We start from the raw sequence: 24,054 nt of genomic DNA on the forward strand, positions 1-24,054 counted from the left end.
CGCGTGTGGACGGCCGTCCGGGTAGCGAAACGATGCGGCATACCTGAAAGAGATTGCAAGACCTTGCGGCAAGATTCTTGAAACTCGGCGGCAACATGACCGCCGCGCGGACGATCGCACTGCCCCGGAAAGAAGCAGGCCAGCCGCCGCGCGCCCGCTCCGATGGGTCACCGAAGGGGCACGCGGCGTGCCTCGAAAACTGGGACGGCGTTGACGCGCCAGCCGGCCCGCCGTAGCTTCCTCCGCAAGAGGTTCCAGCGGCTTTCAGACCCGGCGTCGCCGCGTCGCGTCCCGGCTCAGCCGGCCCGCTGGGCGCGGCGCAGCAGCCACGCGGCGAGCAGCCCGCCGGCGAGGACCGCGCCGGCCCCGACGGTCTGCCCGGTCTCCGACGCGGCGCGGAAGGCGGCGGTGACCTGGCCACGCTCGGCGTCCGTGGCGGCGGCCGCCAGCGCCGCGGGGAACGAACCGGCCCCGGCGAGCGCGGCGGGCAGGAGGGCGGCGAACCGGGCGTTGAGCACCGCCCCCAGCACGGCCACGCCGAGGCTGCTGCCGACCTCCGTCATCGTGCCGTCCACGCCGGCGCCCGAGCCGGCCTTCTCCGGCGGGATCGCGCTCATCACCGCCTCCACGATCGCCGGGTTGGCCAGGGCGCAGCCGGTGCCCATCGTGAGCAGCCCGGCCAGCAGCACGCCGTAGCCGTCGGACGGGGCGTGGGTGACCAGCAGGAGGCCGCCGGCGAGCAGCGTCATGCCGACGGCGATGGCGGCGGCCGTCCCGAGCCGGTGGATCAGCCGCGCGGCCACCCCGGCGAGGTTGAGCACGACGATGGACAGCGCGAACGGGACCATCCGCAGCCCGGCCTCCCAGGCGGGGTAGCCGCGGACGAACTGGAGGTGCTGGGTGAGCAGGAACAGCGCGCCGGTCGCGCCGAAGGTGATCAGGACGACCCCGGAGATCGCGCCGACGAAGCGGCGGTTGCGGAACAGGCCCATGTCCAGCATGGGGTGGGCGACCCGCAGCTCCCACCGGACGAAGGCGGCGAGCAGCAGCGCGCCGCCGACGGCCGCGCCGAGCACCGGTGCGGAGAACCAGCCCCGCTCCGGGCCCGCGATGATGGCGTACACCACCGCGGTCAGGCCGGCGGTGGACAGCGCCACCCCGGCCAGGTCGAACCGCCCGCCGGCCGGGTCCCGGGACTCCGGCACCAGGACCGCGCCCGCCGCCAGGCAGAGCAGCACGATCGGGATGTTGACCAGGAAGATCGCCTCCCACGGGAAGTGGGCGAGGATGGCGCCGCCGACGGGCGGCCCGGCCGCGAAGCCCAGCGCGCTCGCCGCCGCCCACACGCCGATGGCCCGGGGGCGCTCGGCGGCGTCGAAGACCTGCATCGCCACCGCCAGGGTGGAGGTGACCAGCAGGGCCCCGCCGACGCCCATCCCGGCGCGGGCGGCGACGAGCTGGCCGGTGGACCCGGCGAGCGCGGCCAGCAGCGAGCCCAGTCCGAACAGGACGAGGCCGGCGAGCAGCATCCGGCGGCGGCCGTACCGGTCGACGACGCCGCCGGCGGTGATCAGCAGCCCGGACTGCACCAGCGCGTACGCGTTGATGGTCCACTGCACGTCGGCGGTGCTGGCCCCCAGCTCGGCGGTGAGCACGGGCACCGCCACGGTCAGCACGGTGTTGTCGAGCACCACGGTGACCTGGGCGAGGCAGAGCACCGCGAGGATCAGCCACCGGGTGCGCAGCGGGCGGGCGGGGGCGGCCGGGGGCACCTCGGCGGCCGGGGCGGGCAGGCTCACGGGCCGGTCCGCACGGTCGCCGGGGCCACGGGCGCAGCGGGCCCGGCGGCGGGGGCCGGCGCGGGGCGCGGGTGGCGGCGCTGGTGCGCCACGCCCACGGCGACGCCGGCCGCGACCAGCACGACCGAGCCGACCGCGACGGCCGGGTAGCCGACCCGGTCGGCGGCGGCGAGCCCCACGGAGGCTGCGGCGAAGGAGCAGACCAGCCCGAACGACGACAGCACCGTGAAGTCGGTGCCGCCGCTGCCCGGCCGGGAGTAGTCCATGTTGACGGTGTAGAGCACGACGTTCGCGGCCGTGTACGCGGCCATGAAGGCCGACAGCGCCAGCACCGTCGGCGCGAGCGGGGCGCGACCGGTCAGCAGCGGCAGCAGCGCCGCCGTGGACGCCGCCAGGGCCACCCCGGCGGCGACGAGCACCCCGGCGCGGCCGAGCCGGCCGACCAGGGCTCCGGCGGCCAGCCCCGCCACGACGGCCGGCACGCTGGTGACGACGCCGGTGACGACGCCGATCCGCTCCAGCGACCAGCCCGCGTCGACCAGGGCGGGCGACACGAGGGCGTACGCCGCGCCCGCTCCGGTGTAGACCAGCGGCACGACGCCGAAGGTCCACCAGCGGCACCCGGGCTGCCCGAACACCGACCACAGCGCCCGGTACGCCGGCCCGACGCCGGCGGGACGGGCGACGCGCGGGGGCTCCCGGAAGCGCCACACCACCAGCAGCCCGACGGCGGTCAGCCCGGCCAGCAGCAGGATCGCCGGCACCCAGCCGTACCGGTCGTAGACGACCACGCAGGCGCCCCCGCCGAGCAGGTTGCCCACGTAGCTGGCGGACACCTGGACGCCGTTGCCGACGCCCCGGGCGCGCTCGGAGAGCACCCGGACGGCGACGGCGTCGACGGCGATGTCCTGGGTGGCCGACAGCAGCACGTACGCGGCGCAGATCGCCACGATCGGCCCGAGCTGCCCGGCGGGCCGGGGGTACGGCAGCAGGGCGAGCAGCGCGAGCACGAGGCCGCCCTGCAACGCCAGCAGCCAGGACCGGTAGTGGCCCAGGCGGCGGGAGCCGAACCGGTCGAGCAGCGGCGCCCAGAGGAACTTGATCGGCCAGATCAGGCCGACGAACTGCAACAGGGCGAGGGTGTCCAGCGAGGTGCCGCCGTCGCGCAGGATCGCGGTCAGGCCGACGGTGATGAACCCGATGCCGAGGTACTGGGTGACGTAGAGGGTGGTGAGGGTGCCCAGCGGTGACCTCACCGGGCGCTCCAGTAGCCCAGCGCGGTGAGCTGGTGCCGGCCGACGCCGAGGGTGCGGCGCAGGTGCCGGGTGATGTCCCGGGTGCTGGCGGCCTCGCAGGCCACCCAGTAGTGCGCGTCGTCGACGCCGGGCAGCGCCGAGCGGACGGTGTCGACGAGGTGCCGGCCCTCGTCGCGGCGCGGCACCCAGACGACCTCGTGGTGCTCGCGGGCCCGGGGCGGCAGCGCCTTCTCGTCGTCGTGGGCGTACTCGACCCAGACCGTCGCCGGCACGTCGGGGGCGGCGTCGAGCAGGCTGTTCACGGCCGGCAGCGACGCGGCGTCGCCGACCAGGTAGAGGTGGCGCGGGGCGGGGTCGGGCAGGCGGAACCCGCTGCCCTGCACGGTGGCCTCGATGGTGTCGCCGACGCGGGCGGCGCTCGCCCAGCGGGCCGCGACCCCGTCGTGCAGGGCGAACTCCAGGCTGAACCGCCCGGCCGCCGGGTCCGGGTCCACGAGGGTGTAGGCGCGCTGGTGGGGCCGGCCGTCGTTGTCGAACCACAGCCGGATCCACATGGTGGGGTGGACGCCGCACTCGGCGAGCAGGCCGCCGTCGTCGACGTGGAGCCGCTGGTAGCGCCCGCCCACCGACTCCGTCCCCCGCACCGTGAGCCGGAAGGTCCGGCCGCCCATCGCGCGCAGCACCAGGGCTTCCCAGTTCCGTTTCACGCACCCCTCCAGTAAGGTCTGCCTAAGTTAGGGGAGGGTAACCTAAATGACGCTGTTACGGGAGTCGACGCCACCGCCGGCGTCGCTCGCGCCGCCCGTCGGGCCGCCGGTCCGCGCCGCCGGCATCCACCGCGACACCTGGGGCGTGCCGCACCTGTGGGCCGACACCGTGGACGACCTCGCCCGGCTCCAGGGCCGGGCCACCGCGCTCGACCGGGCCTGGCAGATCGAGGTGGAGCGGTGGCGCTGCGAGGGGCGGCTCGCCGAGCACGTCGGCCCCGCCGAGGTGGGCTGGGACCGCTTCGCCCGCCGGGCCCGCCTCGACGACACCGCCCGGCGCTGCTACGCCCGGCTCGACCCGGCCACCCGGCGCTGGGTCGCCGCGTACGCGCAGGGGATCAACGACGGGCTCGCCGAGGGCGCCGCCGCGGCCCCGGAGTTCGCGGCGGCCGGCTGCGCCCCCGGCCGGTGGCGGCCGTGGTCGCCGCTCGGCGTCTTCCTGGTGCAGCACGTGCTCTTCTCGACGTTCCCCAACAAACTGTGGCGGGCCCACGTCGCCGCCACGCTCGGGCCGGCGGCCACCGCCCTGTTCGACGTCGAGGCCCCCGGCGGCTCGGGCAGCAACGCCTGGGTGACGCCGGCCGACCCGGCCACCGGCCGCGGCCCGGTCGTCGCCGGCGACCCGCACCGGATCCTCGAACTGCCCGGCGTCTACCAGCAGGTCCGCCTGGCCTGCCCCGAGTTCGACGTGCTCGGCTTCGCGTTCCCGGGGGTGCCGGGCCTGCCCCACTTCGGCCACGCCGGCGACGTGGCCTGGGCGGTCACCAACGCGATGGCCGACTACCAGGATGTCTACCGCGAGCGGCTGCGCCGCGACGGCGACGTGGTCCTGGTCCGCGAGGCCGACGGCTGGGCGCCGGCCCGCCGCCGGGTCGAACACGTCGTGGTACGCGACGGCGAGCCCGTCCCCGTCGAGGTGATCGAGACGGCCCGGGGGCCGGTGGTCGACCACGACCGGGACACCGGCGAGGCGCTGAGCCTGCGCGCGCCCAGCCGGGTCGAGCAGCGCTGCGGCTTCGACGCGCTGCTGCCACTGCTGCGGTCGCGGACCGTCGACGACGTCGCCACCGCGCTCAAGGACTGGGTCGAGCCGGTCAACAGCGTGCTCGTCGCCGACCGGTCGGGCGCGGTCACCCAGCTCGTCGCCGGCCTGGTGCCGGTGCGCGACGACCGGTGCCGCCGCGAGCCGGTGCCCGCCTGGGAGCCCCGCTACCGCTGGAGCGGCCGGTACGCGGCGCTGCCCCGCACGACGGTCACCGGGTCCACGGCCTGCGCCAACGACCGCCGGCCCGACGTGGCGGCGCTGGGCCGCGACTTCGCCCCGCCGCACCGGGCCCGCCGCATCCGCGCCCTGCTCGCCGAGGGCGCCGCGCCGGCGGCCGTGCACATGGACACCCGGCTCGACGTGGGCGTGCTGCGCGGCGTCCTCGGCCGGCTCGACCCCGACGCCCGCACCGGCCCGGCCCGCGACCTGTGGAAGCGGCTGGCCGCCTGGGACGGGCGGATGGCCGCCGACAGCGGCGACGCCGCCGCCTACGCCGCCTGGCGGGCGGCCCTCGCCCGGGGGCTGCACGAGCACCCGGCGCTGCGCCCGCTGCGCGCCCCGGGCGCGTACGACGAGCTGTTCCGGCCGTGGACGAACCCCCTCGGGCGGATCGGCCACGCCCTCGACGCCGTGGTGGCGGGGCTGCCCGGCCTCGGCGTCGACGTCGGGCCCGTGGCCGCCGCCGCCCTGGAGGAGGTCGCGCACGGCGACCCGCCCGGCACCTGGGGTCAGCGGCACGCCCTGCACCCCGTCCACCTGCCGGTCTGCCCCGAGGTCGACGCGGCGGTGGCGGCGATGCGCGACCGCGTCGCGCTGGCCGGCGACAGCGACTGCGTGCTCGCCACCAGCAGCGTCCCCGGCCTGTCGGACGCCTGCTGGCGCGGCCCGGTCGCCCGCTACGTGTGGGATCTGACCGACCGGGCGGCGAGCCGGTGGGTGGTGCCCTTCGGCGCGTCGGGTCGCCCCGACGACCCGCACTTCGCCGACCAGTTGCCGCTGTGGGCCACCGGCGACCTCGTCCCGGTGGAGACCGACTGGCGGCTGCTGACCCGTGAATCCGAGAAGAGGGACACGTGACGTACCAGGAGACCCTGCCCGGCCTCGGCGAGCTGTCCCTCGTCGAGGTCGACCCGCAGGCCCACGCCGAGCTGCTGCACGGCTGGGTCACCCAGCCCCGGGCCGTGTACTGGGGCATGGGCGGCTACACCGTCGAGGAGGTCCGCGAGGTCTACGCCTTCGTCGACGGGCTGGCGACGCACCACGCGTACCTGATCCTGCTCGACGGCGCGCCGGTCGGCCTGTTCCAGACCTACCGGCCGGAGGCCGACCCGGTCGGCGAGCGGTACGCGGTGCTGCCCGGCGACATCGGCATGCACCTGCTGCTGTCCCCCGGCCGACGCCCGCCGCGCGACTTCACCGGCGCGGTGGGGCCGGCGCTGGTGCGGTTCCTGTTCCGGGACCCGACCCGGCAGCGGGTCGTGGTCGAGCCGGACGTGCGCAACGAGCTGGCGCTGCGCCGGCTGGCGCGCTCCGGGTTCACCCTCGACGACGAGATCGACATGCCGGACAAGCGGGCGCGGCTGGCGTTCCTGACCCGGGACCGCTTCGAGACCCTCTTCCCCGCCCCGCTGCCCGGCTGACCGACGCCGGGGGCCGCCGGGGCGGCCGGGGCCGGGCGCGACGATGTCGTGTTCGACTCAGCTGCCTACTAGGGGGGCGTCACCTCGCCGGGCGGTGCGACCGGGCGGCCCCGGGACGGCCGGCGGCCGCCTCGCCCAGCGGGTCGCCGGCGAGCCAGGTGCGCAGCGCCCACCACCAGCGCACCGTCTGCGGCACCGGCCACCGGCCGCCCGGCTCGGCGAGGGTCGGCGGCATCCCGGTCAGCTCCTGCAACCGGCGCAGCCGGTAGCGCACGGTGTTCGGGTGCAGGTGCAGGGCCTCGGCCGTGCGGTCCAGCCGCTGGCCGTGGTCGAGGTAGGTCAGCGCGGTCGAGGCGAGCTGCCGGTGGAACTCGTCGGCCGCGTCGAGGGCCGCCAGCAGCTCCCCGCTGACCAGGTCGGCCAGGGCCGGCTGGGCGGCCAGCGCGGTCTCCCCGGCGAGGTCGACCACCCGGTGCAGGCCACGCAGCCCGGCCCGGGACGCGGCGCGCAGGGCGGCCACGCAGAGCCGGTGCAGGGCCGGGGCCTGCGCCAGGGGCCGCGCCGGGGCGGCCACCACGAGCCCGGCCGCGTCGGCGAGGTCGGCGGGCGGCAGTCGTACGCACAGGCCGGCGAGCCGGTCGTCGACGGCGCCGAAGAGCGCGCCGCCGCCGCAGAGCTGCCGCTCCACCGCCGCGATCCGGGCCGGGTCGGTCAGCTCGGTGACGACGCAGTGGTAGCGGCCGTCGGGGCGCAGCCCGAAGGCGGCCAGGTCGTCGGGGCGCGGCCCGAGGGCGTCCCCGGGGCGCGCGTCGCCCGCCTCGTCGAGCAGCAGCCGCCGCAGCAGCCGGTTGCGGGCGTCGCGGCGGGAGCGGGCCAGCTCCAGCTCCGCCGTGTGGTGGCCGTCGACCAGGGCGCGTTCCAGCGCGCTGGCGTACCGGCCGAGCTCCAGCAGGGCGTCCAGCAGCGCGGTGTCGGGTATCCCGGCGGCCCGTCCCCGGTCCAGTGCGATCTCGACCACGCGCTGCCGGCCGGCCTGCACCCCGCGCAGCAGGCCGGCGACCGAGACGCCCTGCGCCGCCCGGTCGGCGCCGAGGCGGCGGGCCTCGGCGAAGTCCCGCTCGCTGGGCTCCGTCAGCCGCTCGAACGACGCCAGCCCGGCGGCCAGCAGCGCCGCCACGTGCCGGCGGTTCTCGGCCGTCGGCAGCCGGGCCACCTCGGGCGAGTGCACCCGGGCCGCCTCGACCATCTCGTCCACCACCCGCCGGTCGGTCGCCAGGTCGCGCAGCAGCGCGCCGAGGGCCCCGGCCCGCTCCGGCATCGTCATCGGCCCGCTTCCCTCCGCCCGGGCCACTGTGGCCCGTCCACAACGACCTGGCCGGGTTTTGGCCCCCGTGCCCTACCGGGAGTCCGGCTTCGGTTGGTTTCCTTCTGTTACCGCAAAGTAACACCGCACCAGCGCACGCGGAACGCCACCATCGGTCGCCCCACCGGCAGGAGCAGCCCATGCCCGCAGCAGCACCGTCGTCCCCGCCCGTCCGCCGTCCCCGCGCCCGGCGGTACGGGGCCGTCGCCGCCGCCCTCGCCGTCGTGGCCGTCGCCGCGCCGGCCCCGGCCGTCGCCGCCCCCGCCGCCCCGGTGGGCGCCGCCGCCCTGGAGGAGGTGATGTTCGTCGGCAACAACTGGGAGGGCACCGTCGACGTCATCCGCTCCCGGGGCGACTACGCCCGCCTCGGCCGGGTCAACGTCGTGCCCGACAAGCAGCAGCGGCTCTGGGAGATCTACCTCAACCCGATCAAGCTCGCCTTCTACCTGGGCATCCAGCAGGGCCCCGGCGAGGGGCACGACCAGCTCGTCGACGACATGTACACCACGCCGGACGGCACCGCGCTGGTGGCGTCCCGGCCCAGCTTCGCCGACGTCGTCTCGATCGACCTGCGCACGGGCGCGGTGCGCTGGCGGTTCCCCGTCTCCGGGTTCCGCTCCGACCACATGGCCGTCTCCCCGGACGGCACCCGCGTCGCGGTGTCGGCGTCCACCTCGGACACCGTGCACGTGCTCGACATCGACACCGGCAAGCAGCTCGGCTCGTTCGGCACCGGCGACACCCCGCACGAGAACATCTTCACCGGCGGCGGCCGGTACATCTGGAACATGTCCATCGGGGACGTCAACAGCTCCTTCGACGCCCCGTCGCAGGACTGGACCAAGGGTGACCGGAAGATCACCATCGCCGACGCGGGCACCTTCGCGAAGGTGAAGGAGATCGACATGCGGCCCCGCCTCGACGCGTACGGCCGCAGCGACCTCTCCGACGCCGTCCGGCCGGCGGTCTTCACCCCGGACGAGAGCAGGCTCTACTTCCAGGTGTCGTTCTTCAACGGCTTCGTCGAGTACGACGTGGCCGGCGACCGGGTCACCCGGGTCGCCACGCTGCCGAAGAACCCGAACACCACCGAGGACCGCACGAAGTGGGTCAACGACTCGCGGCACCACGGCATGTCGATCAGCCCGGACGGGGCGAAGCTCTGCGTCGCCGGGACGATGGACGACTACACCACGATCGTCGACCGTTCCACCCTCACGCCGGGTCCGCTGGTCACCGCCAGCAAGCCGTACTGGGCGACGGTGAGCGGCGACGGCCGCGACTGCGTCATCTCGGAGTCGGGCGCCGACCAGGTCACCGCGATCAGCTTCGCCACGGGCCAGAAGGTGGTCAGCGTGCCGGTCGGCGACCACCCGCAGCGGGTGCGGATCGGGCACCTCCCCGCCGGCTGGACCCCGCCGGCTGCCCGGTAGTCCCCCGCGCGGGCGCGGCCCGGCCGGATCACCGGCCGGGCCGCGCCCGTCTGTCGGGGTGGTCAGCCGCCGAGGCTGGCGGCGGCCGAGGCGATCGCGGAGGCGAAGTAGCTCACCTGCGTGTAGACGCCCGGGTAGTTGGGGCGGGCGCAGCCGTTGCCCCAGCTGACGATGCCGACCTGGATCCAGGCGTTGGCGGCGTCGCGGCGGAACATCGGGCCGCCCGAGTCGCCCTGGCAGGTGTCGGTGCCGCCGGAGGCGTAGCCGGCGCAGATCTCCTCGGCCGGGATGATGTCACCGCCGTAGTTGGCGCTGCAGACGGAGTCGCTGACGAACGGCACGGTGGCCTTGAGCAGGTAGCGCTGCTGCGCGCCGCCCTCGCGCGCCGCGCCCCAGCCGGCGACGGTGAAGGTGCCGCTGTCGTACGCGCCGGAGGTGGCGATGGGCAGGGTGGCCAGGCCGGTGACCGGGGTGGCCAGGCGGATCAGCGCCCAGTCCTTGCCGGAGCCGTTGTAGCCGGGCGCGCGGTAGACGTAGTTGGACCGGACGGTGATCCGGCTGGCCGACTGGAGGTCGACCACGCCGAGCGTGGCGGTGATGCTGGTGTTGGCGCCGGTGCGGCTGACGCAGTGCGCGGCGGTGAGGACCAGGGTGGGGCTGTAGAGCGCGCCGCCGCAGCCCATGGAGAGCCGCACCATGAAGGGGAACTCGCCCTGGGCGGCGGGCGTGCCGCCGACCACGTTCGGGGTGACCGTGGCGTCGCCCGCGGCGGCGGGTGCGGCGAGGGTGAGGCTGCCCGCGGTCACCGCGGCCAGCGCGGCGGCCAACAGGCCGGTGAGGGTGCGCCAGCGAACCATGTGTTCCTCCGCATCATCTGCGGTGCGCCGGGGGTGACGCGCCGCCTTCGGATGACGGGAATCATATTTACGACAGTCGATTACCAATCATCCTCACCTGGTCATACGACGGTGCTATCGCCGCGCTCAGCCGGCGCCGAAGCAGACGAAGGCCGCCGCCGTGGCCAGGGCGGCGGCGTCGCCCGTCGCCACGAACGCGGCCTGGGCGTCGGCCAGGGCCCGCGCCGGCCGCGCGCCGCCCCGCATCCTCCGGTGCAGGTCGAGCATCAGCGCGGTGGTGGGCTCGGCCGGCACCGGCAGCACGGTGGCCACCAGGCAGCGGGCGCCCCGGGCCAGCAGCACCGCCGTGAAGCCCATGACCTCGTCGCCGGGGCGCACCCCGGACAGCCCCGAGTCGCACGCGGACAGCACGACGCAGCCGGGCGGCCGGGGCAGCCGCTCCAGCTCGTAGGCCAGCAGCGGGCCGTCGGCCAGCTCCAGGCGGGAGAAGAGCGGGTTGTCGGCCCGGAACGTGCCGTGCGCGGCGATGTGGGCCAGCGCCGCACCGTCCAGCGCGGCGGTCAGCGCGCCGGCGGTGGCGTCCGCACCGGTGAACACCCGCGCGCCGGGCAGCACGCCGGCGAGCTGGCGCACCTCGGTCTGCGCGGCCGGCAGGCGCGGACCCGCCGCCAGCACCGGGGGCCCGTCCGGCGCGTCCCGGCGGTCCGCGGCCAGCCAGGCCGTCGCCGAGGGAGCGACGGTGACCGGCCGGCCGGCGCAGCTGGGCAGGCCCGCCCACGGCACGGCGTGCAGCGCCCCGATCGGGACGACGACCAGGGGACGGTCGCCCAGGTGCCGGCGCAGCGGGTCGAACAGCTGCCGGTCCAGCGCCGTCGCCGCGTGCGCCACCCCGGCCCGCACACCCGCCGAGTCGCCGGTGGTGACCAGCCGGCGCAGGCCGAACCGCAGCAGCCGGGCCCGGTTCGCCGCCTCCGCGAGCGGGCCGAGGTCGTGCAGCGTCGCCCGGCCGTCGCGGACCAGCACCGCCCGCAGCCGCTCCCCATGCGCCACCAGCTCGACCAGCACGCGCGGGCCGAGCCGCCCGGCCAGCGTCGACACGCCGGGCGGGGCCGCCACGGCGCCGCCGCCGGGCACCCGGCGGGACAGGTCGCGGATGTGCTGCTCCAGCCGCGCCTGCCGGCCCCGCAGCGCGTGCGCCGGCCGACCGGCCAGCAGGTCGTCCTCCAGCAGGCTGCTGACCAGTCGCAGCTCGGTGAGCGCGGCGAGCAGGTCCGGGTCGGCCGGCGGCAGCGCCGCCCGGGTGCGCACCGCGCTGGCCCGCCACCGCTCCGCCCAGGCCAGCACCCGCGCCGGCGCGCCCGAGCGGACCGCGATGTCGAGGCCCTCGGCGGCCAGCTCCTGCCCGTACGCCCCGCTGTGCGCCCGCAGCTCGGTGGCGCCGAGCGAGGCCCGGTGGCTGTCCAGCACGGCCAGCCCGCGCCGCAGCGCCCGCGCCGCGGCCCGGTCGTCCCCGGCGAGGCGGTGCGACAACGCCAGGGCGTACCACCCCTGGGCCCGGCCGGGCGCGGTGCCCCACCGGCGGGCGCGGGCCGCCGCCGCCAGCAGCTCCGCCGCGCGGTCGACGCGGCCCAGCGCGGCGGCCAGCCGGCCGGCGTCGATCCGGGTGGTCAGCGCGGGGCCGGGCCAGCCGGTCGCGTCGAGCTGACCGGCGGTACGCACCAGCGCCGTCAACAGGGCCGCCGACCGGGTGCCCCGGCGGAACTCCGCGCGCAACTCGACGTGCCGGGCGAAGGCCGCCCAGGTGCGGCGACCCTGGCGGCGGAACCGGGCCCGCGCCTGCGCGGCCGTGCCGATGGCGGTGTCCAGGTCGCCGGCGAGCAGCGCGGCCCGGGCCCGGGCCAGCAGCGCCTCGGCGAGGTCGGAGGCCATGCCCCGGCGGTTCAGCTCCCGCACGGCCACGGCGGCGACCTCGACCGCCTCGTCGAGCAGGGGCACCGACAGCAGCAGCTCGAAGCGGTCCAGCAGCAGCGCCGGCCGGGGCACGGCCAGCCGGTCGTAATCCTGCTCGACCTCGGCGAAGCAGCGCAGCGCCCCCACCGTGTCGCCGCGCTGGCCGACCGCGATGCCCAGGTTCCAGCGGGCGTCGGCGGCGGCCAGGTCCAGCCCCAGCCCCTCGAAGATCGCCGCCGACCGGGCGAGGTCGTCGTCGCGGCCCCGCGCGCCCCGGTGGGCGTTGAGCAGGCCCCGGTTGTTGCGGGCCCGGGCCTCCAGCAGCCGGTCGCCCTCGCGCTGGGCGATGTCGACGGCGAGGGAGTAGTCGCGCACCGCCTCGTCGTAGCGGCCCCGGTAGTGCAGCACCACGCCCCGCTGCATCCGGGCGCGCCCGGCGTCGGCGCCGGTGAGCTGCGGCAGGGCGGCGGTCACCGCCCGCAGCGCCGCGGCGGTGCGGCCGGCGTTGGCCAGCACGTAGCCGAGGCTCATCCGGGCCAGGGCACGCGCCCGGGGCGTCGTGGCGGCCCGTTCCGCCCGGCGCAGGTGACGCAGCGCCCCGGGCAGGTCGTTGAGCTCCCGCAGGGCCAGGCCGATCGCCCGTTCGGCGGTGGACCGCTCGTCACCCACGACGGCGCGGCCCCCGGCGAGCACCCGCTGCGCGGTCGCGATCGCCTCGCGGGGATAGCGCTGCACGGCGTCGAGCGCGGACTGGGCCGCGCCGGCGGAACCGGCGCTGTCGGCCATGGCAGACAGCGTTCCCGATGGACCCGGCCACCGTCAATCCGGGGTCCGACAGTGGAAATTGCCGGCATTGGACCGCCCATTCCTCCAATTGACTTTCAACTATGCTTTGGAAGAATCGACAGCGCCCCGACGTGCTGTCGCACCGGGACACCGCCGACCGCGCACGTCGCGACCGCCTGGAGGACCGGTGCTTCCTGACCGCCCCCGCACGCCATTTCCCGCCGGTCGACTGTCCCGGCGAGGGCTGCTCGCCCTCGCCGCGTGCGCCGCGGCGGTGCCGCTCGGCGGGGCGCGACCGGCCGCCGCCGAGGGCACGGACGACGAGGCGTACCAGAAGGCGTTCTCCACGGCGTTGGCCGCTGACCCCGACGTGCGGCGCTTCACCACGCAGGGCCGGGAGTTCCTCTACCGCCCCCGGCAGCTGCTCGCCGCCAACGCCGACGTCCAACGGGTGCTGTCCTGGCTGCGCTCGCGCGGGCACCAGGTGAACGCCGGGGCCGGCTTCGCCGGGGTCACCCGCCTGCTGTTCGCCAAGGAGACCGACGTGCCGGCGGTGGTGACGGCGCTGCGCGACCCGAGGCAGTGGCCCGGCCAGCAGGTCCCCCGGGTGCAGCCGCACCACGTGCTGCTGGGCCTGGGCAACATCATGGGCAACCCCGGCAGCCCGCCCCGCGCCGCGGCGGCGCTGCCGCCGCCGGACCCGTCCCGCCTCGGCGAGGGGGCCGGCGTCACCGTCGGGGTCTGCGACACCGGGATCTGGCAGCAGGCCGGCGCCTGGCACCCCCAGTGGCTCGGCGGCAGCTACCTGCCGGAGGCCGACGACCTGGACGCGCTCTACGTCTCCGGCACCACGCTGGCCCCGCAGGGCGGGCACGGCACCTTCGTCGCCGGGGTCGTCCGGCAGGCCGCGCCGGGGGTGCGGGTGGACCCCGAGCAGGCGTTGAACCCCACCGGCGTCGGCGACGAGGCGATGCTGGTGGCCGCCATGTCCCGCCTCGGCTCGCAGGTGACCGTGATCAACCTGTCCCTCGGCGGTTTCACCCAGGACGACGTGCCCCCGCTGCCGCTGGTCAACGCCGTGGCCGCGCTGCCGGCGCAGACCGCCGTGGTGGCCGCCGCCGGCAACGCCGGAAGCAGCCGTCCCGCCTGGCCGGCCGCCCTGGAACGGGTGCTCGCCGTGGCCGCGGTGCGCCGCGACGGCGGGGTCCTCGCGCCGGCGCCCTACAGCGGCTTCGGCCCGTGGGTCGACGCCTGCGCGCTCGGCGAGCGCGACAGCACGTACGTCGAGGGCCAACTGCCGCTGCCCGGGCGACCGACCCTGGTGTTCCACGGCTTCGCGACGTGGGCCGGCAGCTCCTTCGCCACGGGCCACGTCTCCGGTAGGCTCGCCGCGATGATGACCGCCGGTGGCCTGAGCGCCGACGCGGCGCGGCTCGCGCTGCTGACGAATCCCCGCTGGCATCCCGACTACGGGGTGTTCGTCGCATGAGCCGCGCGACGGGCCACGGGGAGGCGCGGTGACCGACACGACGGCGACCCGCCTGGTGGCGGCGGCCTCCGGCGGCGACGAGGCGGCCTGGGCGGAGCTGGTGCGCCGCTACACGCCGCTGGTGGTGGCGGTGATCCGGGCCCACGGGATGAGCCGCGCCGACGCCGCCGACGTCAACCAGACGGTGTGGCTGCGCCTGGTGGAGCGGCTCGGTCAACTGCGCGACCCGGAGGCGCTGGCCGCCTGGCTGGCGACCACGACCCGGCGCGAGTGCTACCGGCTGTCCCGCCTCGACCGCCGCATGCGGCCCGTCGACCCCTACGACGACGCGCTCGACGCCCGGCACGGGTCGCTGGTGGACGCGGTGACGCCCGACGAGGAGCTGCTGCGCGCCGAGCGGCGGCAGGCGCTGCGGGAGGGCTTCGCGCAGCTCCCGCCCCGCTGCCAGGACCTGCTGGCGCTGCTGACGGCCGACCCGCCGGCCAGCTACCGGGAGATCGGCGAACGGCTGGGCATGCCGGTGGGTAGCATCGGCCCGACCCAGGCGCGCTGCCTGCGCAAGCTGCGCGCCTGCCCGGCGCTCGCCCCGTTCCTCGGGGTGCGCCGTGGCCTGGACACGAGCGGGGGTGAACGCGATGGCGCCGTGGCCGCCGGCCGATGACGACGCCCTGACCGTGGAGCTGGGCGCCGCGCTGTGGGACACCGGGCCCGTCCCGGAGGAGTTCCTCACCGCGGCGCGGGCCGCGTTCGCCTGGCGGACGGTCGACGCCGAACTGGCGGTCGCCGAGCTGATGTTCGACTCGGCGTGCGACGCCGAACCGGCCGGCCTGACCCGCTCGGGCGGCTCGGCCCGCACGCTGTCGTTCCGCAGCGGGCAGGTGGTGCTGGAGATCGAGGTGACCGAGGCCGGGATAGTCGGCCAGCTCTCCCCGCCCCGGGGCGGCCGGGTCACCGCCCGCACGGCCACCGGCCCCTACGACGAGTCGGCGGTCGACGAGGTGGGCTTCTTCTCGCTGGGCGCTCCCCCGTCGGGCCCGGTCCGGCTGTCGGCCCGCGCCGACGGGTACGCCGTCGCCACCGACTGGGTCAGCCTGGGCTGAGCAGCCCCCCGCCGGAACCGCCCCGGCCGGCCGGCGCCCGAGGGCGTCGGCCGGCCGGAGCACGGCTCAGCGCAGGCCGGACTCGATGGCCTCGATGATCCGGGGCCGCAGCTCGGCGGCGCGGATGACGGCGTCGACGGAGCCGACCTCGACCGCGCGCTGGATGTTGTGCACCCGGTCGAACTCGGCGGCGACCTCGCCCAGCTTCTCGGCCCGCACCGACGAGCGCAGCTCGTCCAGCTCGGCGGTCAGGGCGGCCCGGTCGGTGCCGGCGGCCGCCGCGACGCGGGCCTCCAGGTCCCGCACCCGCGGGTCGGCGGCGGTGCGCGCGTTGACGTCGCCGGAGAAGACCACGGCGGCGGCGGGCGCGCCGCCCAGCACCGACGCGAACGAGCCCTCCAGCGCCAGCACGGTCATGTTCGGGTTCAGCGCCTTCGAGAAGACCACGAACGCGCCGCCGTGGTATCGGGAGATCACGCAGAACACGATCGGGCCGCGGAAGTTGACGATCGCCCGGCCGATCTCCGCGCCGTACTCCAGCTGGAGCTTGCGCATCGACTCCGGCGAGCCGTCGAAGCCGGACAGGTTCGCCAGCACGACCAGGGGCCGGTTGCCGCTGGCCGTGTTGATCGCCCGCGCGGCCTTCTTCGACGAACGCGGGAACAGCGTGCCCGCCGTGTAGGTGTCCGGGCCGTCGGTGGGCGGGAAGCCGCGCCGGGGCACCGACCGCGACTCGATGCCGAGCAGGCACACCGGCATGCCGCCCAGGTGCACGTCCTGCACCACCGCGGTCTCCGCGTCGGCCATCCCCGCCCAGCGCTCCAGCACCGGGTGGTCCTGGTCGGACAGGGCCCGCATGACGCTGCGGATGTCGAACGGCTTCTTGCGGTCGGGGTTGGCCTCGGCGGAGAAGATCTCGCCGACCGTGGCGAAGTCGCTGCCCGCCATGATGTGCGGGAAGTCGGAGACGTCGCGGTCGACGGGGTCGGTCGTGGTCGCCCGGCGCGGCCCGGACTCGCCGGGGACGACGTACGTGTGGTCGTAGTGCGCCATCAGCACGTCCCGCGCGGCGGTCAGGTTCGGCGCCCAGTACTGCGCCTGCCCGTTGGGACCCATCACCCGGTCGTAGCCGCCGATGCCGAAGTTGTCCTCCGCCGAGACGCCGCCGGAGAAGTCGAGCGACTGCTTGCCGGTGAGCACCATCGCCGAGTCCGGCGTCATCACCAGGACACCCTTGGTGTGCATGAGCATCGTCGCCTCGGCGTTCCAGTACGGCTGCGCGCCGACGTTGATGCCCGCGACCACGATGTTGATCTCGCCGCCGTCCTGGGTGAACTCGACGATCCGCTTGAGCGCCGCGGCCACCCAGTCCATGTTCTCCGTGCCGGACTCCATGGAGATCCGCGCGCCGGAGGACAGCGCGTACCACTCCAGCGGCACCCGCATCGACTCGGCCAGGTCCAGCGCGGCGATCACCCGCCGGCACTCCGGCTCCGACAGCGCGCCGAGCGACTTCGTCGGGTCGCCGAGCAGCACGACCCGGGTGACGCCCTCCGGGTGGCGCGTCGTGCGGGTGGTGACCACGCCCGCGACGAGCGCCGCGCGGTTGCGGCCCCGGGGCCGGTCGACCGGCACCAGCGCGTGCCGCTCGTCGAGGTCGTGCTCGACGAACTCGCCGAGCAGGCCGGTCAGCTCGTACGGGTAGACCGTGTTGCGGCTGGCGGCCCGCAGCACCTTCTGCCGGTAGTCGTCGAGCGGCTCGACCGGCTCGTCCGACGGCTCGCCGACGGTCAGCTCGGCCGCGCCGGTGGCGTCGAAGGAGACCCGCACGGCGATCTTGGTCAGCTCGCCGCTCTCCCGGTCGCGCTGCCGCGCGATGAACAGGATCTCCTCCAGCCCCGCGCCGGCGGTCGTCGGCAGCACCCGACCGGCGATCGTCTCCAGCTCGGCGCGGGTGATGTCGCTCGGCGGCCAGACGTAGACCACGATCCGGTTGGTGTTGGCCCGCTTGTTCGACGGCCGCCGCGACTGCGCGCGCCGGATCGAGTCCAGGCAGGTGGCGACGGTGTCCTCGGCCGTCGGCAGCGACACCAGCCGACCGTCGTGCTCGCGCAACTCGGTCAGGTCGCGCACCTGGGCGAACGCGACGAGGCGCTCGTCGGACGGGTTCTCCCGGGCCACGCACCGGAAGAGGTAGACCTCCTCGTCCGACGACGGCAGCCGGGTCAGGTCGAACTTGCGCAGCCGCTCCAGCTGCATCCGCTGCGCGATGTACGGGTGCAGGAAGCGGACCAGCCGCTCCTCGGCCATCCCGGTGGTCGACGGGCGGAACGTGAAGTGGTGGTGCATCACCGCGCCGCTGCGGCCGGCGACGGTGGCGGTGATCCGGCGGACCTGGGCGGGCAGCGGGTAGGCCCCGATGACCTCGTGCAGCGCCGCCGCCATCGCGTCGGAGTCCTCCGGCTGCCGCTCCCAGGCGAGGTAGACGTCGGCGTCGACGGCCTCCTCGCCGCCGGCCAGCTCCGCCAGCCCGCGCAGCGCGTCGCCCAGCGCCTCGAACCGCACCGCGGCGGAGACCACCCGCGAGTCGGCCCGGTCGGCGACGACGAACGTGCAGCCGGCGACGGAGCTGGTGCGTACGTCGGTGAGGCCCTTGTTGCCGTAGTAACGGCGGGTCAGCACCTCCAGCATCACCGCGTTGTCGAGGTGGTCGCGGACCAGCCGCTGGCCGAGCAGCCGCACCAGCGGCTCGGTGCTGCGGACCATCTCGGCGACGCGCTCGGCGCGGTCCGGCGCGTCGGGCTGGGCGTCGAGGTGGCGCAGGTGCCGGCGCACGGCGGCGTAGACGCGGGCCCGGTTGCGGCGCAGCAGCGGCTGGCCCAGCCACGCGAACACCACCCCGCGCGCGAGGTCGGCGACGACGGGGAAGCGGACCTGCGTGGCGGCCACCAGCCGCTCCAGCGCGAGGCCGGCGGGCTCGCGCAGCACGTCGTCCGGCGGGGGCTCGCGCAGCCACTCGCGCAGCAGCGTCGCGACGACCGTGGCGTCGGCGGCGGCGCGCTGCTGGGCGAGGAAGATCCGGAACACGGCGGCCTCGAGGGCGGGCGTGCGCTCCAGCTCGGTGACGCCGTAGTGCCCGAGGGCCTTGGCCAGCTTGGCCTGGAACGTGTCCGGCAGGCCGGCGCGCTCGACGTCGAGGCACTGCAGGTAGGTGTGGAAGTACTCGCGGGCGCTGAAGACGTGGCCGTCGCCGTCCTCGCCGGCCGGCCGGTTGCGGCTCAGCTCGGCGAGGTCGGCGAACACGTCGACGAGCCCGAACTCCTCGGCCAGCGGCCGGTAGCCGGCCTCGGCGGCGGCCCGGCGGGCGACCAGGTAGTCGTCGAGGACCCGCCGGTCGTCGTGCGGGTCGACGTCGAAGCCCAGCAGCAGGCTGCGCAGGTCCTCCTGGCCGCGCGTGGCGCGCTCGCGCGCCGGGACCGTCGCGGGGGCGGCGGGCAGGTCCAGCTCGACGGCCGGGCCGGACGAGGTGTCCTCGGCGGCGGCGTCGTCGGCGAGGGGCTCCAGGCGCAGCAGCGGCGCGCCCGTCTCGACCTGGCTGCCGACGGAGACGGCGCACTCCTTGAGCCGCGCCCGGAACGGCGCGCGCAGCACCGTCTCCATCTTCATGCTCTCCAACACCAGCACCGGCGCGCCCGCCTCTACCTCCGCGCCGACCTCCAGCGGCGTGGCGACGACCAGCGCGGGCGCGGGCGAGCGGACGACGCCGCCCTCGTCGCGGCTGACCCGGTGGGTCACCCCGTCGACCTCGACCAGGTGCACCGGCCCGTGGGTGCCGGTGAGCAGGCGGTAGCGCGTGCCGTTGACGGCGATCTGCCCGGTGTGCCGGTCGAAGCGGTCGAGCTCGACGTCGGCGGTGCGCACGCCGTCGCCGGCCTCGATGCCGACGCGGAACCGGTGCGCGCCGACGCGCGCCACCCGGACCCGGTAGCCGACGCCGCGCAGCTTCAGGTCCAGCGGCCGGCCGCTGGCGTGCTGCACCTGCGGACGCCCGCCGAACGCCGTCGACAGCAGCCGCTGCCGCTCGGCGCGCTCCTCCTCCTCGTACGCCTCGATGGCGGCGGCGGCCAGCGCGACGGCGGAGTGCCGGTGCGTCACGAGCCGGCCCTCGCCCCGGACGCGGTCGATCCAGCCGGTGTCGGCGCTGGCGTCGATCACCTCGGGCTGGTCGAGCAGGTCGAGCACGAAGCTCTTGTTCGTCGCGCCGCCCTCGATGATCACGGTGGTCTCCGCCATGGCGCGGCGCAGCCGGCCGAGCGCCTCGTGGCGGTCGCGGCCGTACGCGATGATCTTGGCGATCATGGAGTCGAAGTCGGCGGGGATGGTGTCGCCCGCGCTGACGCCGGTGTCGACCCGGATGCCGGGCCCGGCGGGCAGGTCGAGCCGGGCGATGCGGCCCGGGGAGGGGGCGAAGTCGCGGTCCGGGTCCTCGGCGTTGAGCCGGGCCTCGATGGCGTGCCCGCGCTCGACCGGCGGCGCGCCGTCGAGCCGGCCGCCGGAGGCCACGTGCAGCTGCGCCTTGACCAGGTCGAACCCGCAGGTCACCTCGGTGATCGGGTGCTCGACCTGCAACCGGGTGTTGACCTCCAGGAACGCGAACAGCCGGTCGCCGGGGTGGTAGAGGAACTCGACGGTGGCGGCGCCCCGGTAGCCGACGGCGACGGCGAGCCGCTCGGCCGACGCCTTGAGCTCGGCGGCCTGCTCGGGGCTGAGCACCGGCGACGCCGACTCCTCGATGACCTTCTGGTTGCGCCGCTGCACGGAGCAGTCGCGCACGCCCAGCGCCCACGCGGTGCCGCCGTCGGCGATCACCTGCACCTCGACGTGCCGGGCGCCGGTGACGAGGCGCTCCAGGAACACGACGCCGCTGCCGAACGCGCGGGCCGCCTCCTGGCTGGTGCGCTCGTAGGCGTCGGCCAGCTCGGCGGAGCTGGTGACCACCCGGATGCCGCGCCCGCCCCCGCCCGCCGTGGCCTTGAGCATCAGCGGGTAGCCGATCCGCTCGGCGGCGGCCAGGGCGTCGTCGAGGGTCTCCACCGCGCCCCGGCTCCACGGCGCGACCGGCACGCCGACCTCCTCGGCGATCAGCTTCGCGCCGATCTTGTCGCCGAGCTTGCGCATGGCGTCCGCGCTCGGCCCGACGAAGGTGACGCCGACCCGCTCGCACAGCTCCGCGAACGCCGGGTCCTCCGCGACGAAGCCCCAGCCGACCCACGCGGCGTCGGCCCCGGTCTCCACCAGGGCGCGCTCCAGGGCCTTCAGGTCGAGGTACGGCCGCGCCGAGGCGGGACCCAGGTCGTACGACAGGTCGGCCTCGCGGACGAAGGTGGCCGTGCGGTCGACGTCGGTGTGCAGGGCGACGGTCTCGATCCGTGTCCCGGTCTCGGCGGCCAGGTCCCGGACGGCGTGGATGAGGCGCATCGCGGCCTCTCCACGGTTGACGATGGCGACACGACTGAACACCGACCCAGCCCTCCTGTAGACCGACGACGGGCGCACGCGACACTGCGACCCCGGCAGTGTTCACCCTTCCCTCTACCGGCGGGCAGCGCCATGTCGCAGACAGCGCAGGCTGCGCGGCCGACGTTGTAGGAAACCACCAAAGACCGTTGGCCGCACACGCCTAACCAGGGCACTCGTCGCCGGGGCCGGCGGGCGGCGGCGACCACGGCCACGGGACGTCCCGGTAGGCCGCCTCGACGAGCAGGGCCTCGACGGCGCGCAGGAACCCCTCGGCCCGCTCCGGCGGCAGGTAGCGGGTGTCCACGGTCACGGAGAGCTCGACCGCGCCGGGGGCGTCGACGACCTGGAGGCGGCAGCGCCAGCTGAACGCGTCCAGCTCCTCCACCCAGCGGAACGCGCTGCGCTCCGCCGCCGCCCGCAGCGTCGCCTCGTCCCAGCCGGCGGGGTCGGCGTCGACGGCGGGCGGCAGCCGGATGTCGTTGAGGTAGCAGAACGGGGCCAGGGCGGTGTGGTAGTCGAGGCCCCGCGCGGCGAACGCGCGTTCCAGCTCCCTCGGGTCGTAGTAGGCGTGCCGGTAGGCGTCCAGCGACGCCGCGCGGGCCCGGGTGAGCAGCTCGGCGAAGGCGGGCCGGCCGGCCAGGTCGATCCGGCAGAGCCCGATCTGGTTGAGCTTGCTGACCGCGCCGTCGTACCCGGGCTGGAAGCGGTTGTTGACCATCGTGAACACGCCGCAGACGTCGCCGCCGCCACCGGCGGCGAGCACGGCGGCGGTGGCCGCGAGCAGCACCGTGGCGTTGCTGACCCCGTGCCGGGCGGCGACGAGCCGGGCCGCGTGCCGCACGGCCGGCGAGACCAGCGAGCCCCGGCGGTAGCGGGGGGTCAGGCCGGGGCCGACCGGGTCGAACAGGCCGACGGCGAGGTCGGGGAAGTGCCGCGTCCAGTACGCCACCGCTCGGTCGCCGCGGCGGCGCTCGCCGGCGCCCTCCCGCTCGGCGACGTCGAGCGACTGCGGGCCCGCCGGGGCGGGCACCGACCCCCGCAGCAGGAGCATCCGCAGGTCGCGCAGGACCGTCTCGGTGGCGTGGAAGTCGACGGTGGAGTGGCTGAAGACCAGCACGACCTGGCGCACCCGGTCGGCCACGGTGACCAGGGCGGCCCGCACCGGCCACTCGGCGGCGTGGTCGAAGCGGGGGTCGCCCAGCCGCGCGGCCAGCGCCGAGGCGGCGACCCGGCCGTCGGGATCCGCCACGGCGTCGGCCACCGGGTGCACCAGCACGGGCAACCGGCCCGCCCCGGTGGCCGACTGGAACAGCTCGCCGTCGACCGAGCGGACCCGGGTGCGCAGCGACTCGTGCCGCCGCGCCAGGGCCGCGACGGCCCGCACGGCCCGCGCCACGTCGACGTCGGCGCGCCGGGACACGGCCAGCGTGCGGCGCAGGTTGAGCACGCTGTGGCGCGGCGACTCGAACACCTCGACGGCCCGCCACATCGCCCGCTGGCCCCAGGTGAGCGGGCCGGTCGCGTCCCGGCCGCCGGTGAACTCCGCGTACGCCAGCTCCTCGCCGGCGGCGGCCGGGAGCAGGGCGGGCGGCGGCGGCGGGGGCGTCGCCGGGGCGGGCGACGGCCAGGGCACCTCGGCGAACGCGGCGTCCACCAGCAACTCCTCCAACTCGCGCAGGAACACCTCGACCGCGTCGAGGGCGACGTGCCGGGTGTCGGCGCTCAGGGTGAGCCCCACCCCGCCCGGTGCGTCGACCACGTGGGTCAACAGGTGCCAGGAGGACCGGCTCAGCCCGGCCGTCCAGGAGAAGCCGCTGCGCGCCGCGGCGGCCCGCAGCTCGCCCCGGGTCGCCTCCGGCACGGCGGCGGGGCCGCCGACGGGCAGCCGGACGTCGTTGAAATAGTAGTGGGGCAGGAATGCCGAGTCGTAATCGCGCCCGGCCGCGGCGAATGCGGCGCGCAGCGCGGCCGGATCGTAATAGGCGTGCCGCAGGCCGTTCAGCGACGCCCGCCAGACGCGGGAGAGCACCTCCGGGAATGCCGGCCGGCCGCTCAGGTCCAGCACGCAGAATCCGATCTGGCCGAGGTTGGCCACGGCATTCGCGTAACCGGCCGGGAACCGATTGTGCGCCATCGGGAAAACGCCGCAGAGTTCCCGGCCGGAGCGGGCGGCGGCCAGGGTGCTCACCCCGGCGAGCAGCACCGCCGAGGTGCTGACCCGGTGCCGGGCGGCGATCATCCGGGACGCCACGTCGACGGCCGAGGAGACCAGCACGCCCCGGCGCAGCCGGGGGGTCAGGCCGGGGCCGCCGTCCGGCAGCGGCCCGGCCGGCAGCCGGTCGAACTCCCGCAGCCAGTACGCCACCGTCCGGGCGGAGCGCCGCCCGTCGGCGGTGTGCTGGAGCCGGGCCACGTCCGCCGACTGGGGACCGGGCGGGGTGTCGAGACGCCCGCGCAGCAGGAGCAGCCGCAGGTCCCGCAGCACCACCTCGGCGGCGTGGGCGTCCACCGTCGAGTGGCTGAACACCAGCACGACCTGGCGTACCCGGTCGGCCACGGTGACCACCGCGGCCCGCACCGGCCACTCCTGCGCGTGGTCGAACGCGACGTCGGCGAGCCGGTCGGCGACGTCGCGGGCGGCGGCAGCGCCGTCGTCCGCGCCGGGCACGACCAGCACCGGCAGGTGTCCCGTCGCGGCCTCCTGCTGGCACGGCCCGCCGTCGACCACGCGGACCCGGGTACGCAGCGAGGCGTGCCGGCCCACCAGCGCGCCGAGCGCCCGGACGGCGCGCTCGGGATCCGCCCCGGCCCGGGCCGACAGCGACACCGTGCGGCGCAGGCTGAGGAAGCGGTGGTGGGAGCCGTACCGGGCGTCCGCCCGCCACGTCACCTGCTGCGCCCAGGTCAGCGGGGCCGGCGGGGAGCCGACGCCACGGAACGGCGCGGACAGCAGCGTCTCGTGCGCCCACTCGGCGGGCACGACCGCATCGACGAATCGCATTCCCGACCGTACGACGGGCGGTAGGGCGCCGGGTCGGTCGATCGGATT

At 76.2% G+C, this 24,054-nt stretch carries 14 protein-coding genes; 6 read left to right on the forward strand and 8 right to left on the reverse strand.

Annotated features, from left to right (window positions below; translation table 11 throughout):
- Window positions 1-296: 296 nt before the first annotated feature.
- Genes HDA31_RS14590 through HDA31_RS14600 form a run of 3 tightly spaced genes read right to left on the reverse strand, consistent with a single transcriptional unit; the run spans window position 297 to window position 3,762 of the window.
- Window positions 297-1,799, reverse strand: coding sequence for an MFS transporter (locus HDA31_RS14590; protein ID WP_178065495.1), 1,503 nt, complete (start codon window positions 1,797-1,799; stop codon window positions 297-299).
- Complete coding sequence (locus HDA31_RS14595; protein ID WP_178065496.1) at window positions 1,796-3,055, reverse strand: MFS transporter; 1,260 nt, start codon at window positions 3,053-3,055, stop codon at window positions 1,796-1,798. The genes HDA31_RS14590 and HDA31_RS14595 overlap by 4 nt, the downstream gene beginning before the upstream one ends.
- Window positions 3,052-3,762 carry a siderophore-interacting protein gene (locus HDA31_RS14600; RefSeq protein WP_074476473.1) on the reverse strand — a complete coding sequence of 237 codons (711 nt, stop codon included), beginning with the start codon at window positions 3,760-3,762 and terminating at the stop codon, window positions 3,052-3,054. Before HDA31_RS14600 ends, HDA31_RS14595 begins: the two co-directional genes overlap by 4 nt.
- 46 nt (window positions 3,763-3,808) lie before the next feature.
- Here HDA31_RS14600 and HDA31_RS14605 point away from each other — a divergent pair, with 46 nt between their 5' ends.
- Entirely contained in the window at window positions 3,809-5,944 is a 2,136-nt protein-coding gene (locus HDA31_RS14605; protein WP_178065497.1) for a penicillin acylase family protein, read from the forward strand.
- A complete protein-coding gene (locus HDA31_RS14610) occupies window positions 5,941-6,507 on the forward strand; it encodes a GNAT family N-acetyltransferase (RefSeq protein ID WP_178065498.1) in 567 nt (188 codons plus the stop codon). The genes HDA31_RS14605 and HDA31_RS14610 overlap by 4 nt, the downstream gene beginning before the upstream one ends.
- A gap of 79 nt (window positions 6,508-6,586) precedes the next feature.
- On the opposite strand, the gene HDA31_RS14615 is transcribed toward HDA31_RS14610, so the two are convergent.
- On the reverse strand, window positions 6,587-7,831 hold the full coding sequence (locus HDA31_RS14615; RefSeq protein ID WP_219824926.1) for a PucR family transcriptional regulator: 1,245 nt from the start codon (window positions 7,829-7,831) through the stop codon (window positions 6,587-6,589).
- A 179-nt stretch (window positions 7,832-8,010) separates the two neighbouring features.
- Between HDA31_RS14615 and HDA31_RS14620 the strand changes: the two genes are divergently transcribed.
- Entirely contained in the window at window positions 8,011-9,303 is a 1,293-nt protein-coding gene (locus HDA31_RS14620; protein ID WP_178065499.1) for a YncE family protein, read from the forward strand.
- Between the two features lie 62 nt (window positions 9,304-9,365).
- On the opposite strand, the gene HDA31_RS14625 is transcribed toward HDA31_RS14620, so the two are convergent.
- Together HDA31_RS14625 and HDA31_RS14630 are read right to left on the reverse strand one after the other, a co-directional pair.
- Window positions 9,366-10,160, reverse strand: a complete 795-nt coding sequence (locus HDA31_RS14625; protein ID WP_178065500.1) for a S1 family peptidase — start codon at window positions 10,158-10,160, stop codon at window positions 9,366-9,368.
- A gap of 126 nt (window positions 10,161-10,286) precedes the next feature.
- Window positions 10,287-12,896 (reverse strand): CHAT domain-containing protein, encoded by a 2,610-nt coding sequence (locus HDA31_RS14630; RefSeq protein WP_178065501.1) that lies wholly within the window; start codon window positions 12,894-12,896, stop codon window positions 10,287-10,289.
- A gap of 187 nt (window positions 12,897-13,083) precedes the next feature.
- Between HDA31_RS14630 and HDA31_RS14635 the strand changes: the two genes are divergently transcribed.
- The 3 genes from HDA31_RS14635 to HDA31_RS14645 are packed head-to-tail and all read left to right on the forward strand — an operon-like array spanning window position 13,084 to window position 15,485.
- A complete protein-coding gene (locus HDA31_RS14635; protein WP_178065502.1) occupies window positions 13,084-14,385 on the forward strand; it encodes a S8 family peptidase in 1,302 nt (433 codons plus the stop codon).
- A 28-nt stretch (window positions 14,386-14,413) separates the two neighbouring features.
- Window positions 14,414-15,046 carry an RNA polymerase sigma factor gene (locus tag HDA31_RS14640; protein WP_178065503.1) on the forward strand — a complete coding sequence of 211 codons (633 nt, stop codon included), beginning with the start codon at window positions 14,414-14,416 and terminating at the stop codon, window positions 15,044-15,046.
- Complete coding sequence (locus HDA31_RS14645) at window positions 15,021-15,485, forward strand: hypothetical protein (RefSeq protein ID WP_074476481.1); 465 nt, start codon at window positions 15,021-15,023, stop codon at window positions 15,483-15,485. The genes HDA31_RS14640 and HDA31_RS14645 overlap by 26 nt, the downstream gene beginning before the upstream one ends.
- A gap of 66 nt (window positions 15,486-15,551) precedes the next feature.
- On the opposite strand, the gene HDA31_RS14650 is transcribed toward HDA31_RS14645, so the two are convergent.
- Complete coding sequence (locus tag HDA31_RS14650; RefSeq protein ID WP_178065504.1) at window positions 15,552-21,005, reverse strand: ATP-binding protein; 5,454 nt, start codon at window positions 21,003-21,005, stop codon at window positions 15,552-15,554.
- Window positions 21,006-21,165: 160 nt separating this feature from the next.
- Window positions 21,166-24,006, reverse strand: a complete 2,841-nt coding sequence (locus HDA31_RS14655) for a condensation domain-containing protein (RefSeq protein WP_178065505.1) — start codon at window positions 24,004-24,006, stop codon at window positions 21,166-21,168.
- Between the last annotated feature and the right edge of the window lie 48 nt (window positions 24,007-24,054).

Source organism: Micromonospora carbonacea (assembly GCF_014205165.1).
Taxonomy (GTDB): domain Bacteria; phylum Actinomycetota; class Actinomycetes; order Mycobacteriales; family Micromonosporaceae; genus Micromonospora; species Micromonospora carbonacea.